Below are 15,925 nucleotides of genomic sequence, written 5' to 3'. Positions count from 1 at the left end.
ATTATACAAATCATAAAACCTTTAAAATAAATAACTATGTCAGGAAGTAAAGTTTTATCAATTATACTAGGTGGTGGACAAGGATCAAGATTACACCCATTAACTGAAACACGTTCTAAACCTGCAGTACCAATTGCCGGTAAATACCGTTTAGTAGATATTCCAATTTCAAATTGTATTAATTCAAACATTAAACAAATGTATGTTTTAACACAATTTAATTCCGCTTCTTTAAATAGGCATATCAAAAACACCTATCATTTTAGTTTTTTTAGTGAAGCTTTTGTTGATGTATTAGCTGCAGAACAAACTCCAGGAAATAAAGGTTGGTTTCAAGGTACAGCAGATGCAGTACGCCAAAGTATGCATCATTTTTTAAGACATGATTTTGATTATGCACTTATTTTATCTGGAGATCAGTTGTATCAAATGGATTTAGCCAAAATGGTTGAAGCTCATAAAAAAAACAAAGCATCAATTTCAATTGCTACAATTCCCGTTAATGCAAAAGATGCAACTTCATTTGGAATTTTAAAATCTGATGAAAAAAATAGGATTACTTCTTTTATTGAAAAACCAAGTGCAGATTTGTTACCAGATTGGACATCTGATGTAAGCGATAGTATGAAAGCTGAAGGAAGAAATTATTTGGCTTCTATGGGAATTTATATTTTTAATAGAGATTTGTTAATTAAATTAATGGAAAACCCTGACACCATTGATTTTGGAAAAGAAATTATTCCTCAATCCATTGACGAACATCCTACTTTGAGTTATCAATATGAAGGTTATTGGACAGATATTGGTAATATTGATTCTTTCTTTGAAGCAAATTTAGGATTATCAGATGACTTCCCTAAATTTGATTTATATAGCAGACAAAAACGTATATATACACACGCAAGAATGTTACCTACAACAAAAATATCTGGAACAATTTTAGATAAGACAGTAATTGCTGATGGATGTATTATTAATGCTGGAAAAATTGAACATTCAGTTATTGGGGTAAGATCAAGAATAGATAAAGAATCTACAATTATCAATACATATATGATGGGTAGCGATTACTATCAACCTTTGGAAGATATTATAAATGATAATATAGTATCTATGGGAATTGGCTCTCGTTGCTTTATTAAAAATACTATTTTAGATAAAAACTGTTGTATAGGTAATGATGTAAGAATTAATGGAGGAAGGCATTTGGAAGATACTGAAACAGATACTTATGCAATTAGAGATGGTATTGTAGTTATTAAAAAGGGTGCAGTTATTCCTAATGGATTTACAATTTAAAGTTATTTAAGTATTATTTTTTATGCAAAAAAATCAAAGAAGGGTTGTAATTGAAAATGTTTCTCCAGAATTAAATAATGGAGAGTTTTACATTAAACGTGTTGTAAATGAAATTGTTACAGTAAATGCTGATGTATTGTGTGATGGTCACGATGTTATTGCAGCTACAGTTTTATACAAGCACGAAAAAGCTAAAAACTGGAAAGAAGTAAGAATGAATCCACTTGATAATAACAATTGGAGTACTTCATTTGTTGTTGAAAAGCAAGGTTTTTATGCTTATAAAGTTGTAGGTTGGGTAGATTATGCATTAAACTGGCAACATGGAATTTCTCGTAAAATTGAAAACAATCAAATTGTAACTTCTGAACTTTTAGAGGGAGTTGATTTTTTGAAAAAGTGTATTTCAAAAGCTACTATTTCAGAAAAAATATATTTAAAGAATTTGGTTAATGTATTTACAAATACTGAAGCTTATGATTACGCTATTGTTGAAGCTATAAGTGAAAATTTACATAAGATATTTGTAAAATACCCTGAAAAAAAATTATCAAATTCCTCTAAAGAATTAAGAGTTTATGTTGATAGATTAAAAGCAAGGTTTAGTACTTGGTATGAATTTTTTCCGCGTTCAGCGTCTCAAGAGGATAATGTACACGGAACCTTTAAAGATTGTGAAAAGTTATTACCTAAAGTTCTAGAAATGGGATTTGACACCTTATATTTTCCTCCTATACATCCAATTGGCGAAGTAAATAGAAAGGGGAAAAATAACACTACAGAAGCGCTGGAAGGAGATGTAGGGTCTTGTTGGGGAATTGGATCTAAATTAGGTGGGCACAAAGCAATTAATCCTGCTTTAGGTACGTTAACAGATTTTAAATCATTGGTTAAAAAAGCTTCAAAATTAGGTATTGAAATTGCGATGGATTATGCTTTACAAGCAGCTCCAGATCATCCTTGGGTTAAAGAACATCCAGAGTGGTTTAAATGGAGACCAGATGGCACAGTACAATATGCTGAAAATCCGCCTAAAAAATATCAGGATATTTTACCAATTTACTGGGAAAGTAAAGATTTTAAAAACCTATGGGATGAATGTTTAGATACGTTATATTATTGGATAAACTGTGGAATTAATGTATTTAGAGTAGATAATCCGCATACCAAACCATTTTATTTTTGGAATTGGATTATTACCGAAGTAAAATCCAAACATCCAGATGTGCTTTTCTTGGCTGAAGCGTTTACAATGCCAAAAATAATGCAACAACTTGCAAAACAAGGATATACACAATCGTATACATATTTCACTTGGAGAAATAATAAACATGAATTAACTGAATATGTTGAGGAACTTACAAAAACTGAACAACGTGAATATATGAGACCTAATTTTTGGCCTAATACGCCAGATATTAACCCTTTTCATTTACAAGGAGCAAATGAATCTAAACATATTCAACGGTATGTTTTAGCTGCTACTTTAAGCTCTAATACAGGAATTTATGGGCCTGTTTTTGAACAATTAATTAGTCAGCCTATTCCAGGTAAAGAAGAATATCTAAATTCAGAGAAATTTCAAATTTGTAATTATAACTGGTTTAAAGAGAATAGATTAACTACTATTATTTCGCAAATAAATAATATTCGTAGAGAAAATGAAGCACTTCAGCAAACAAATAATATTAAATTCTGTACCATTAATAATGATAATTTAATAGCTTTTTACAAATGGAACGATTCTAAAACAAGTGAAGTATTAATTATTATAAATCTTGATGACCAAAATACACAAGAGGGAATGCTTCAGCTACCTCTACATGAATTAGGAATAAATCAAGGGCACGGAATAAAAGTAACAGATTTAATTACAAAAAATTCTTACAATTGGTACGATGAATGGAATTTTATTAAATTGCATGCATCTTTACCTTTTCATATATTCACAATAAATAAATAATTATGTCTGAAGACCTTATTTCTTCTAATAATAGCACAAAATATAATTTTGATGTTCCTTGGGAAGAACTATTAGAGAATAAAGAATTTCTAAAGGTTTTTTTGTCTGATATACTTGAAAAATATATCATTAAGCAGCGTTGGTACGGTGGTAAAGCAAGTAAGGTTAAGTATATTGAACTTTCAGAATATTTTAGAATTCAACAAAATGATGAAGTTTATTTTGGATTGATTTTAGAAGTGGATTTTGTTGAGGCATTTTATCATCATTATTTTTTGCCAATTGCGTTTGTTTCAGATGAAAATTTCGCCAAAAAAGAAAGAATTTTACCTATAAGTATTAAAAATCAGGAGGGTTTTATAATAGACGCTGTTAATTTAGAAGCATTTAGAAAATTGGTTTTTGAACGAATTGCAAATGCAGAGTTAGTTGATAAAACCAAAGTACAATACCATAAAAGCAAGGAATTTTCTAATGTAGTCTATGAATCATCTCGATTTATGGGATTGGAGCAAAGTAACACTTCATTAATATTTAATGATAAATATGTTATAAAATTTTTTAGACGGATATTTTCAAATAAAAACCCTGATTATGAAATGAATCGGTTTTTAACCGATAAAAAAGATTTTAAAAATACACCTAAATATTTAGGGAGTATCAACTTTATTGGTCAAGAACAACAATTTATAACCATTGCTGTTTTGCAACAATTAATTCCGAATCAAGGAGATGCTTGGGAATTTTTTTTGAAGGAAATTGATAAAGTTTTTGAAACACTAGAATCTAAAAATATTGAAATAAATAACTTACCTAAGCCTATATTATATGAACGCTTAAGGATTCATGATATTCCACATAGAATTATTGATTGGGTAGGATTAAATTTATTTTTAAAAATAAAAATTTTAGCAAAACGAACTGCTGAAATGCATATTAATCTGGGATCCGAATTTGAAGATACTGCATTTACACCAACCCATTTTAATGGAGATTATGCGGTTTGGTTGAAAAACAGAATGATTTATCAATTTCAAAATAGGCTAAATATTATTGAAAATAATTTACACAAATTAGAGGGATATAGTTTGGAACTGGCAAATGATTTGCTTAGTAAAAAAAGTTTAATTCGTAGTAAATTTTTAAATTTTGATTGGACAAAATTAAAAGGGGAGCGTATTAGAGTTCATGGTGACTATCATTTAGGGCAAGTTTTAGTTCAAAATGACGATTTTTTCATTCTGGATTTTGAAGGAGAACCTGAAAGTACTATTAGAGACAGACAAGTAAAGCAGCCTCCATTAAAAGATGTAGCAGGTTTATTCAGATCTTTTCATTATGCAATTTATGCTACAATATTTAATAATAAAGCTAAGTATAAGCACTCACAAGAAGATATGTTTACAGCTGCTGAACTTTTATATGGATACTTTACGGGTATTTTTTTAGGTACTTATATTTATGAAGTTCAACAGGGAAATTTAAATATTGGTTATAGCCAAGAGCGCAATTTTATGTTAGAATATTGTTTACTTGAAAAAGCAGTATATGAGCTAGGCTATGAACTAAATTCTCGTCCATCTTGGGCAATAATACCATTAAAAGGTATTTCAAATCTTATTAATAATTAATTTATGACAAAAGTAAAACCATATAGTCTATTTACAGACTTTGATGTTGATTTATTTAAATCAGGAAAACATTATAGACTTTATGAAAAGTTTGGTTCTCATTTAGTTACAGTTGATGGTGTAAAAGGTGTTTACTTCGCAGTATGGGCTCCAACAGCAAACCAGGTATCTGTAATTGGTGATTTTAATCATTGGGTTGATGGAGAACATGCTTTAAATGTTCGCTGGGATTCATCAGGAATATGGGAGGGATTTATTCCTTTGGTTGAAAAAGGAATGTCTTATAAATATAAAATTCATTCAAATAATAATGGATATGTTTCTGAAAAATCTGATCCATATGCAAGACGTTATGAGCATCCTCCAAAAACAGCTTCTATTGTATGGGAGGATAATTATAAATGGAAAGATAAGAATTGGCTGAAAACCAGAAAAAAACATAATGCTTTAGATGCACCTTATTCAGTTTATGAAGTTCATTTAGGTTCTTGGAAAAGACAATTTGAAGAGGATCGATTTTTATCGTATTTCGAATTGGCAGATGAGTTGGTAAAGTATGTTAAGGAAATGAATTTTACCCACGTAGAGTTTATGCCTATCATGGAATTTCCTTACGATCCGTCATGGGGATATCAAATAACAGGTTATTTTGCGCCAACTTCGCGTTTTGGATATCCAGATGAATTTAAGTATTTAGTTGATAAATTTCACGAAAATGGCATTGGAATTATATTAGATTGGGTTCCTTCACATTTTCCTGAAGATGCACATGGATTAGGTTATTTTGATGGATCACATTTGTATGAACATCCTGATAAAAGAAAAGGATATCATCAAGATTGGAAAAGCTTAATTTTTAATTATGAACGTAATGAGGTGCGGTCTTTTTTAATTAGTAATGCTATTTTTTGGTTAGAACAGTATCATGTAGATGGTTTAAGAGTGGACGCAGTTGCATCTATGTTATTTTTAGATTATTCTCGTGAAGATGGTGAGTGGGAACCAAATATGTATGGTGGAAATGAAAATTTAGCAGTAATTTCATTTTTGAAAGAATTAAATGAAGAAGTTTATAAATCGTTTCCTGATGTTCAAACAATTGCCGAAGAATCTACAGCATTTCCAATGGTATCCAAGCCAACATCTATGGGAGGGCTAGGTTTTGGTATGAAATGGATGATGGGGTGGATGCATGATACATTAGAGTATTTTAAAAGAGATTCAATCTATAGAAAGTACCACCAAAATGAAATTACATTTAGTTTAGCTTATGCGTTTACAGAAAATTTTATGCTGCCATTATCTCATGATGAAGTTGTTTACGGTAAAAAATCTATTTTGGGACGTATGCCAGGTGATGAATGGCAACGTTTTGCAAATCTAAGGTTGTTATATGGTTATATGTTTACACACCCAGGCACAAAATTAGTGTTTATGGGTGGAGAATTTGGGCAGTATGAAGAATGGAATTTTCAAGAAAGTTTAGATTGGTATTTACTCGATTATCAACCTCATCAAAATACAAAAAAATATTTTTCAGCATTAAATCAAATTTACCGATCAACACCTGCTTTGTATGAAAAAGGATTTAGCCAAGATGGGTTTGAATGGATTAGCTATGAGGATAGCGAAAATTCGGTAATATCTTTTATTAGAAAAGGAAATGAACCTTCTCAAAATGTTTTAGTAGTATGTAATTTTACACCTGCTATTATTGAAAATTATCAAATTGGTTTCCCGGTTAAAGGAAAATTAAAGGAAATTTTTAATAGTGATTCCGAAGAGTTTGGAGGAAGTGGGCAAGTAAATTCAAAACTAATAACTATAAAGAAAAAACCTTGGAATAATAGACCCTATTCTGCAGAAATTAAATTATCCCCTTTAGGAATTAATATTTTTGAGTTAAAATAACACATATATATATTAAATAAGAATTAACTGGCTACAATTTTAAATTATTGTTAAAATTGTAGCCGGTTTTTTATTAATATATAGTATAATGAGATTGTTAAATTTAGTAAGTTTGCATTTCGTTTTAATCAAATAATTTATGATTTTAAATACCGAATTAGAATATAAAGGAAACTTATTTCCTTCAAAAATAGTGTTTTATAAGAAGCATGTTAATATGCTTTATTTTAAAAGTGAAAATAACGTTGTTCTTCAGCTTACTGTAGAACGGGATAGTGTATTACGTTTTAGATACAGCACTACAGGAATGTTTGAAAATGATTTTTCTTATGCAATTACAATGTATGCAAGTAAAGGATTTAATCATTTAGAAATTGAAGAAGCAACAGATAAATATATAATTACAACTTCAAAATTGATTTGCCATATTTCTAAAAAGGATATGAGAAAATCAATTTATGATGCAAAGGACAAATCTCTAATTTGTGAAGATGAAATAGGTTTTCATTGGGAAGAGAGCTATGAATTTGGTGGAGATATCGTAAAAATGTCCTTAATTTCTCAACAAGGCGAAAATTTTTACGGTTTAGGAGATAAACCTGTAGAAAATAATTTAAAAGGAAAACGTTTTCAAAATTGGGTAACAGATTCTTATGCTTATGGTCGCGGTCAAGACCCTATTTATAAAGCAATACCATTTTATACTGCATTACATCATAATAAATCTTACGGAATATTTTTTGATAATACTTTTCGTTCTTATTTTGATTTCTGTGGAGAACGTAGAAATGTAACTAGTTTTTGGGCGCAAGGAGGTGAAATGAATTATTATTTTATATACGGTCCAGAAATGACAGAAGTTGTATCAAATTACACAGATTTAACAGGAAGACCTCATCATATGCCGCCATTATGGGCTTTAGGATATCATCAGTGTAAATGGAGTTATTATCCAGAAGCTAATGTAAAAAAGTTAGCCAATAAATTTAGGGAATTACAAATACCTTGTGATGCTATTTATTTGGATATTGATTATATGGAAGGTTTTAGATGTTTCACTTGGAATAAGGAGTATTTTCCAAATCCAAAGAGAATGGTAAAGGAACTTTCTGATGATGGGTTTAAAACAATTGCTATTATTGACCCAGGAATAAAAATTGATAATGAATATAGTGTTTTTAAAGAAGGATTAGAAAAAGACTATTTCTGTAAACGTGCAGACGGACCTTACATGAAAGGAAAAGTTTGGCCTGGAGAATGCTATTTTCCAGATTTTACGAAACCTGAAGTACGTGAGTGGTGGTCTGATTTATATAAAGAACTTATTGAAGATATTGGTGTAAAAGGTGTTTGGAATGATATGAATGAACCAGCAGTTATGGATGTTCCTGGTAAAACTTTTCCAGATGATGTTCGCCATGATTATGATGGTAATCCTTGTAGCCACAGAAAAGCGCACAATATTTATGGTATGCAAATGGCACGTGCTACATACCATGGTTTAAAAAAATTCAGTTATCCAAAACGTCCTTTTGTAATTACAAGAGCAGCCTATTCTGGTACACAAAGATACACATCTACTTGGACAGGAGATAATGTTGCAACTTGGGATCACCTATCAATTGCAAATCAGCAAGCACAACGTATGTGTATGTCTGGTTTCTCATTTGTTGGATCTGATATTGGTGGTTTTGCAGAGCAACCAAATGGAGAATTATTTGCACGTTGGATTCAGTTAGGAGTTTTTCATCCTTTTTGTAGAGTGCACTCATCAGGTGATCACGGAGAACAAGAGCCTTGGGTTTTTGGAGATACCATTACTGATATAGTGAGAAAATTCATTGAAATTAGATACCAATTATTACCTTATTTATATACAACATTTTGGAGGTATTCAGGTGAGGGTATCCCAATTTTAAAATCGTTAGTATTATTTGATCAAAAAGATCCGCACACACATTTTAGAAATGATGAGTTTATTTTTGGTGAAAAAATATTAGTTTGCCCTATAATTGAAGCAAATTCAAAAGGTAGACGTATGTATTTCCCAAAAGGTAAATGGTATAACTTCTGGGATAATACAATTGTAATTGGTGGTGAAGAAAAATGGGTTGATGCAGATATTGATAGTATGCCATTATTTGTAAAAGAAGGCGCAATTATTCCAAAATATCTGGTTCAACAGTATGTTGGAGAAAAAGAAATTAAAGAATTGGAATTAGATGTATATTTTAAAGAAGGCAAAGAATCTTCTGAAGTATATGAAGATGCTCACGATGGTTACGACTATAAAAAAGGAAGGTATAGTTTAAGAAATTTTAACCAAGTAGGTAAAAAAGATTCTTTAACAATTCAACAATTTAAATCAGGTAAGTATATTACTAGTTATGAGAATTTTAAAATAAATATACACGGTCTTCCATTTAAAATTAAAAGTATTGAAGTGGATAACGAAAAAATTGATATTTCTAAAATAAACGGGAATGTTACATTTTTTGTAACAAAAGAATTTAGAGAAATATATATTATTGCAAAATAAAAATTCTATTTTAAAACTAAAAGCTCCTTTAAAAAAGGAGCTTTTTTGTAAGTTTTTTTATTTAAGAACAAAATTTAATCTCGCAAAAAGAAAACGTCCTCCAACTCCAAATTGTTGCGCTCTTCTTGACCAATCAAAACGTCCACTACTTCTATTATTATATTCAGCAGCAGCTCTATCTGGATAAATATCAAATAAATTATTTGCACCCACAGTTATGGTAGTGCTTTCAGACATTTTGTAACCAAATGATAAGTCTGTAACTAATTTAGAACCAAAAACTTGTTGGTTAGCAACAGTTGTAGTTGCTTCCGTAACTTCACCAAACCAAACATTTCTTAAAAACACATTGAATTTATCAGTTGTTAAGCTATTAGATAAATTAATTTTTGTTCTTGGCACAGCTTCTTCTAAATAAACTCTACTGTCTTCAGGGAAGTAAGTACCCACTAAACCTGCATTTTCTAATACATCAGAGGCTTTTATGCCGCCCACTTGAACAGTTTTAGAGAATGTCCCAGATAAATCAGATTTTAATTTAGCACTTTCACCAATTAAAGCATCATGGGTTAATACAATATCAATCCCTTTAGATTCAGTATCAATTGCATTTGCAAAAAATGATGCTGCTGAAGCATTTGCTTGAGCTAATAAATTGTCTAATTCAGTTCCGGTTCCAGGACCTTTAAATTGACCCGTATAAACAACTCTATCATCAATTGAAACAAAATATCCATCAACTGTTATAGTTAAATGAGCATCTGGCATTTTAGTTGTAAAACCTACACTCATACTACTAGAAGTTTCTTCTTTTAATTGAGGAATACCTAATAATTGTGCAGCTCTACTATCATTTGCAAAAGTACCTACTTCTTGAGGGTCTCCATTTTGATCAAATATTGTTGATGTAGAATTGAAGTTTAACTGGTGTAAAGAAGGAGCTCTAAAACCTGTATTAAAGGCTGCTCTAATATTGGTGTTTTCACCAGCTTTAATTCTTGATGCTATTTTAAAGTTAAGTGTTGAGCCAAAATCCGAATAATCTTCATATCTAGTAGCAAAACTTAATAAAAAGTTTTCAGAAATATCAGCCTCCATATCTAAATAACCTGCAACACTACTTCTTCCTCTTGATAATTCATTGTTAGGGCTAAATCCAGGGAATACTTGAGAACCACCTGGTCTTCCTGCTCCAAAGAAATCTAATGAAGGAGTTTGTGAAGCTAACGTAATAACTTGTCCCTCAGCAGTATATTGTGCGTAAGAAGCTTCCTCTCCAGCAACAATTTCGTAATTTTCAACACGGTATTCAGCACCAAATGCAACGTTCACACCAGACATTACATCATCATAGAATTTACTAATATCTAAATTAGTGGTATTTTGTGCAAATGAAAATCCACCAGCATCAAATTTTGTTGGTGAAGCGTTTTGCATAGAAGCATTAAATGTATTGCCAATTGTATACAAAAACTCATTTTTCCCGTATGTATTACTAAAATCTACATCCCAATCATTTATTTTACCTTTAATACCTACAGCAAAAGATTTGTCGGTAATAGCAGAATTAATTTCAGGTAAAAAACCATTGATATAAGCAGGAGTATATGTTCTACTTTGGTTAGGTAACCTGTAAAAACCTGCTGAGTTTCCAACTCTTGAACTAACACCAGCAAAAGAATATAATTCAGTGCCATCATCATTTAAAGGCAATGAAAAGTTTGCAAAGAAACGACCACCACGTAAAGCAGATTGACCAACTCTCATATTAAAATCACTTTTTTCTAATCCACGAGCAGCTAATTCAGTAGCTGTGTTATCAGCAGATAGAATACTTTGCAATTCAGATTTAGTAGCTGTAGAACTTAATCCTAATCCAGCTGCATTCCCGTACTGAATTACATCAGATACATCATCATCCAATAAATTAGATAAATCATACCCTGCATTATTAGCAAATCTTTCTACAGTATTGTAAAGGTTAAAAATATTACCTTCCCATTCTTTCATTCTGTTATAATCTTGTCTAACATCAAAATCCCCAGTAAAGTTTAAGAATCCACCTTTATCACCTAATTGTAAACCGTAGTTAGCACTTACGTTAGTAGTTTCGCCGTCAACACCACCTGTTTGAGAATTTGCATTTTTTGAGAAATTAGCTCCAGAGGTAACATTCAAGATTAATTCATTGGTACTTCTTTTTAATACTATGTTTATAACACCTGCAATGGCATCAGAACCGTATTGTGCAGCGGCACCGTCACGTAAAACTTCAATACGCTCAATAGAAGCAGCAGGTATTGCGTTTAAATCTGTACCAACACTTCCACGTCCAAATGTACCGTTTACATTAATAAGAGAAGAAGTGTGTCTTCTTTTACCGTTTACCAAAACTAGTACCTGATCAGGACCTAAACCTCTTAAAGAAGCAGGGTCAATATGGTCGGTACCATCAGAAATTGTTTGTGTGTTTGATGTAAATGAAGGTGCCACATAATTTAAAATTTGATTTAAATTAACTTGTGGACCAGCTGTTACTAGTTCAGTAACATCAATAATATCAACAGGTACGGCAGTATCTACAGCTGTTCTGTTTGGATTTCTTGATCCAACAACAACAACTTCCTTTAAAGAAACTCCAGATACCATCATAACATTAAATGTTTGGGTTCCATCCATTTGTAATTTCTTATCGTTAAATCCTACATACGAAAAGATAAGATTTTCACTAGACTCAACTTTAATAGTGTATTTACCATCAAAATCAGTTGTAGTTCCTCTAGAAGTTCCTTCTATAGTCACAGAAACCCCCGGCAAAGGTTGATTATCTGAATCGGTAACCGTTCCAGAAACTTGATACGATTGAGCATAGATTGCCATCGTAAATAGCGATAAAATCGCTAAAATAAATTGTTTTTTTGAATTCATGTAGTGTAGTTTTTTGTTAATTAATTCGTTTAAATTAAACAAAATAACTTGTTATTTGTGTAACATGTTACACATTTATTAAAATAACAATGCTTTTCTTGAAAAAAAATCAAATCTTATTAGATAAATTTTGTTAAAACCAACAACGTAAAATTTATACTTTTAAACTGCTTTATTTTAATAACACACCGTTTAGAGTGTTTTATTTAAAAATGGTATCGTGAAAAAAACTATTCATTTAAAATTCATAAACAAACTAGAAAGCTTCTTTTAAGGAGGCTTTTTTTATATCAAATGTGTATATTTGATTTATTATAATTTTGAAAACTAAAATTTAAAAAAGATGAAACTTTTAGAAAATAAAACTGCATTAATTACAGGCGCCACTAGAGGTATAGGAAAAGGAATTGCTCAAGTTTTTGCAAAACAAGGTGCAAATGTGGCTTTTACATACAGTTCTTCTGTAGAAGCAGCGATTGAACTTGAAAAGGAATTGCAAGAATACGGAGTAAAAGCAAAAGGATATCAATCTAATGCTGCAAATTATGAAGCCGCACAAGAACTTGCTGCAGATGTTTTAAAAGAATTTGGCAGTATTGATATATTAATTAATAATGCCGGTATTACTAAAGACAATTTATTAATGCGTATTTCTGAAGATGATTTTGATAAAGTTATTGAAGTAAATTTAAAATCCGTTTTCAACTTAACCAAAGCGGTTATTAGACCTATGATGAAACAACGTGCAGGGTCAATAATTAATATGAGTTCGGTTGTTGGTTTAAAAGGAAATGCAGGTCAAACTAATTATGCTGCTTCAAAAGCAGGAATTTTAGGATTTTCAAAATCGGTTGCCTTAGAATTAGGATCAAGAAATATTAGATGTAATGTAATTGCCCCAGGTTTTATTGAAACTGAAATGACAGAAAGTTTACCGGAAGAAACTGTGAAAGAATGGCGTAATTCAATTCCTTTAAAAAGAGGAGGAACTCCTGAAGATATAGCAAATGCGTGTGTATTTTTAGCGTCTGATATGAGTTCGTATATTACAGGACAAACACTTAGTGTTGATGGTGGTATGCTAACCTAATAAATTGTTTAATTTGGAAACAGAAACATTGTTATATATAATTTTGGCTGTATTTTCAGCATTAACAATCGCTGTTTTTCAGTACATTTTTAAAAATAAAGAAAAAAGCCAATTAAATTATTGGCTTTCTTTTTTAAGATTTTTAAGTGTATTTACGTTGTTATTACTAATAATTAATCCTTCTATTAAAAAAAATAATATTGAAATAGTAAAACCTAATTTACTTATTGCTGTTGACAATTCTAAATCGATACATTATAATTTACAAGATAAAAACATTGAAAATTTAATTAAAAAGTTAAAAAATGACAATGTATTAAATAATAAATATTCCATTGACTATTTTAAATTCGGAAATGGTTTACAGGTTTTAGATTCTTTAAGTTTTAATGAAAGCCAAACCGATTTGTCTATACCTTTTTTGGAGTTTTCAAAGATGTATAAAGATGGTATAAATCCTACTATTTTAGTTTCAGATGGAAACCAAACTAAAGGAACTGGTGTTGAGTTTATAAATTATAAAAGTCCCGTGTTTTCCTATATGGTTGGAGACACAACAATTTTTGAAGATATTTCTATAAGTAAATTAAACGTTAATAAATATACATATATAAACAACAAACTGCCAGTAGAATTATTTGTTAATTATTATGGAAATAAAAATGTTTCAAAAAAACTGAATATTTTTGATCAAGGAACAAAAGTTTATTCAAAAACATTAAATTTTTCAACAAATGATAATGTAAAAATTGAATCTTTTTATTTAACGGCATCTTCAGCAGGAACACACTATTATACTGCTACAATTGAGACGTTAGAAAATGAGCAAAATATATTAAATAATACTAAAAATTTTAGTATTAATGTTATTGGTGAAGATTCAAAAATTCTAATTTTAACCTCAATAATTCATCCAGATTTAGGGATGTTAAAAAAATCAATTGAAAGTAATAAGCAGCGTTCTGTTACTATATTTGATGTAAATAAATTTAAGGGTAATGTTTCAGATTATCAGTTGGTTATATTGTATCAGCCAACAAATTTATTTGAAAATGTATTTAAACAAATTACAAATAAAAAAACAAATTATTTAATTATTTCAGGGTTGAGTACAGATTGGGAATTCTTAAATAAACTTCAAACCTATTTCAAAAAAAATGTATTAAGTCAAACAGAAGAATATCAACCAATTTTTAATTCAACTTATGAAAGTTTTGTTAGTAATAATATTGGGTTTTCAAGTTTTGCACCAATTGAAGATATATTTGGAAACGTTACTTTTTCAGTTCCAATTAATACATTGTTATTTCAAAAAATAGGTTCTTTTGAAACTGAAAAACCAATGTTGGCAACATTTCATAAAAACACTCAAAAAGCTGCTATTTTATTTGGAGAAAATAGCTGGAGGTGGAGAATGAATAGTTTTTCAGAGAATAAATCTTTTGAGTTATTTGATGGATTTATTTCAAATTTAATACAATATTTATCTTCAGATTTAAAAAATAACAGGTTAAATGTAACTATTAATAATTTGTATTATACCAATGAAACAATTGAGGTTACTGCAAGTTATTTAGACGAGAATTATAATTTTGATGACAGGGCAAAACTCTGGATTACAATTACAAATAAAGAAAGTAATTATATAAAAAAGATTCCATTTGCAGTTTTAAATAATAAGTTTAATGCTGTACTTTCAAATATTCCCTCAGGAGAATTTTCGTACTTGGTTACGGTTGAAAATCAAAAACCAAGAGTTTCAGGAAGTTTTAAAATATTACCATTTGAGGTTGAACAACAATTTACTAAAGGGAATAATTCACATTTAAAAAATCTGACTTTAAAAACGGAAGGTGAAATTTTTTACAATAACCAAAGTGATCAGTTAATAGCGAGTTTAAAAAATGATACTAGATTTAAAAGCACCCTAAAATTAAATATTATTGAAACTCCTTTAATAAACTGGAAATGGTTGTTAGGTTTCATAATACTTTCACTAAGTATAGAGTGGTTTTTAAGAAAATATTTTGGTAAAATATAATTTTATATTAATACTATAAATTTTAATTATTTCACTATAGTTAAAAAATTTGTTTTTTTAATAAAATTAACATTTCATTTTTTTCAAAAATTGTATTATTGCATTTAATGAATAAAATTGCAGCTATATTATTGTCATTTACTATTTTAATTCAAAGTTTTAACTTTGAATTATTAGACATTAATAAGTTACCTACTCTTATTAATCATTTTGTATGTCATTATGAAAAAGGTGATAGTATTAGCGATTTTCTAACAATGCATTATGGGGATAAAGCTAATTCTCATGAGAAAGACCATAATGAACACAAGAGATTACCTTTTAAACATCAACATTTAGATTCTCATTTTCAGCTTACATTAATATTGTGTTCTAATAATATATATGTAAAAAATAATGAGTTAGTTTCTAAAAAAGATATTTTTAGTTACAAAGAAACTTCAACAAATTTTATTTTATCTAATATTTTTCAACCACCACAAAGGTTACATAGTTAAATTTTTTTATGAATAACTTTAAAAAT

9 protein-coding genes are annotated in these 15,925 nt (G+C 29.6%); 8 read left to right on the top strand and 1 reads right to left on the bottom strand.

Features of this window, described 5'->3' with window-relative positions:
* Nucleotides 1-36 precede the first annotated feature (36 nt).
* The 5 genes from BX611_RS06725 (at nucleotide 37) to BX611_RS06705 (ending at nucleotide 9,343) form a co-directional block, all read left to right on the top strand.
* The gene (locus BX611_RS06725; protein ID WP_115879467.1) at nucleotides 37-1,299 is read left to right on the top strand and encodes a glucose-1-phosphate adenylyltransferase; all 1,263 of its coding nucleotides are present in this window, start codon (nucleotides 37-39) and stop codon (nucleotides 1,297-1,299) included.
* Nucleotides 1,300-1,321: 22 nt separating this feature from the next.
* A complete protein-coding gene (locus BX611_RS06720; protein ID WP_115879465.1) occupies nucleotides 1,322-3,262 on the top strand; it encodes an alpha-1,4-glucan--maltose-1-phosphate maltosyltransferase in 1,941 nt (646 codons plus the stop codon).
* Nucleotides 3,263-3,264: 2 nt separating this feature from the next.
* On the top strand, nucleotides 3,265-4,893 hold the full coding sequence (locus BX611_RS06715; protein ID WP_115879463.1) for a trehalose synthase: 1,629 nt from the start codon (nucleotides 3,265-3,267) through the stop codon (nucleotides 4,891-4,893).
* 3 nt (nucleotides 4,894-4,896) lie between these two features.
* On the top strand, nucleotides 4,897-6,804 hold the full coding sequence (gene glgB / locus BX611_RS06710; RefSeq protein WP_115879461.1) for a 1,4-alpha-glucan branching protein GlgB: 1,908 nt from the start codon (nucleotides 4,897-4,899) through the stop codon (nucleotides 6,802-6,804).
* 139 nt (nucleotides 6,805-6,943) lie between these two features.
* Nucleotides 6,944-9,343 carry a glycoside hydrolase family 31 protein gene (locus tag BX611_RS06705; RefSeq protein ID WP_115879459.1) on the top strand — a complete coding sequence of 800 codons (2,400 nt, stop codon included), beginning with the start codon at nucleotides 6,944-6,946 and terminating at the stop codon, nucleotides 9,341-9,343.
* A 57-nt stretch (nucleotides 9,344-9,400) separates the two neighbouring features.
* Here the strand turns inward: BX611_RS06705 and BX611_RS06700 are convergent, their stop codons facing one another.
* On the bottom strand, nucleotides 9,401-12,271 hold the full coding sequence (locus BX611_RS06700; RefSeq protein ID WP_115879457.1) for a TonB-dependent receptor: 2,871 nt from the start codon (nucleotides 12,269-12,271) through the stop codon (nucleotides 9,401-9,403).
* 343 nt (nucleotides 12,272-12,614) lie between these two features.
* On the opposite strand from BX611_RS06700, the gene fabG reads away from it, so the two are divergent.
* From fabG to BX611_RS06685, 3 genes are all read left to right on the top strand, one after another.
* Nucleotides 12,615-13,361, top strand: coding sequence for a 3-oxoacyl-[acyl-carrier-protein] reductase (gene fabG / locus BX611_RS06695; protein WP_115879455.1), 747 nt, complete (start codon nucleotides 12,615-12,617; stop codon nucleotides 13,359-13,361).
* Between the two features lie 13 nt (nucleotides 13,362-13,374).
* On the top strand, nucleotides 13,375-15,402 hold the full coding sequence (locus BX611_RS06690; protein WP_147296404.1) for a VWA domain-containing protein: 2,028 nt from the start codon (nucleotides 13,375-13,377) through the stop codon (nucleotides 15,400-15,402).
* Nucleotides 15,403-15,509: 107 nt separating this feature from the next.
* Nucleotides 15,510-15,899, top strand: coding sequence for a hypothetical protein (locus tag BX611_RS06685; protein WP_115879451.1), 390 nt, complete (start codon nucleotides 15,510-15,512; stop codon nucleotides 15,897-15,899).
* Nucleotides 15,900-15,925 lie beyond the last annotated feature (26 nt).

The sequence above is a fragment of the Lutibacter oceani genome (assembly GCF_003384935.1).
GTDB classification, from domain to species: Bacteria; Bacteroidota; Bacteroidia; order Flavobacteriales; family Flavobacteriaceae; genus Lutibacter; species Lutibacter oceani.
This window is presented reverse-complemented; position numbering and strand designations above follow the sequence as displayed.

Bases quoted from the DNA above. Each gene is read 5' to 3' on its own strand.
- BX611_RS06715 (WP_115879463.1), top strand. From the start codon at position 3,265: ATGTCTGAAGACCTTATTTCTTCTAATAATAGCACAAAATATAATTTT.
- fabG (WP_115879455.1), top strand. From the start codon at position 12,615: ATGAAACTTTTAGAAAATAAAACTGCATTAATTACAGGCGCCACTAGA.
- BX611_RS06720 (WP_115879465.1), top strand. From the start codon at position 1,322: ATGCAAAAAAATCAAAGAAGGGTTGTAATTGAAAATGTTTCTCCAGAA.
- BX611_RS06685 (WP_115879451.1), top strand. From the start codon at position 15,510: ATGAATAAAATTGCAGCTATATTATTGTCATTTACTATTTTAATTCAA.
- BX611_RS06700 (WP_115879457.1), bottom strand. From the start codon at position 12,271: ATGAATTCAAAAAAACAATTTATTTTAGCGATTTTATCGCTATTTACG.
- glgB (WP_115879461.1), top strand. From the start codon at position 4,897: ATGACAAAAGTAAAACCATATAGTCTATTTACAGACTTTGATGTTGAT.
- BX611_RS06705 (WP_115879459.1), top strand. From the start codon at position 6,944: ATGATTTTAAATACCGAATTAGAATATAAAGGAAACTTATTTCCTTCA.
- BX611_RS06725 (WP_115879467.1), top strand. From the start codon at position 37: ATGTCAGGAAGTAAAGTTTTATCAATTATACTAGGTGGTGGACAAGGA.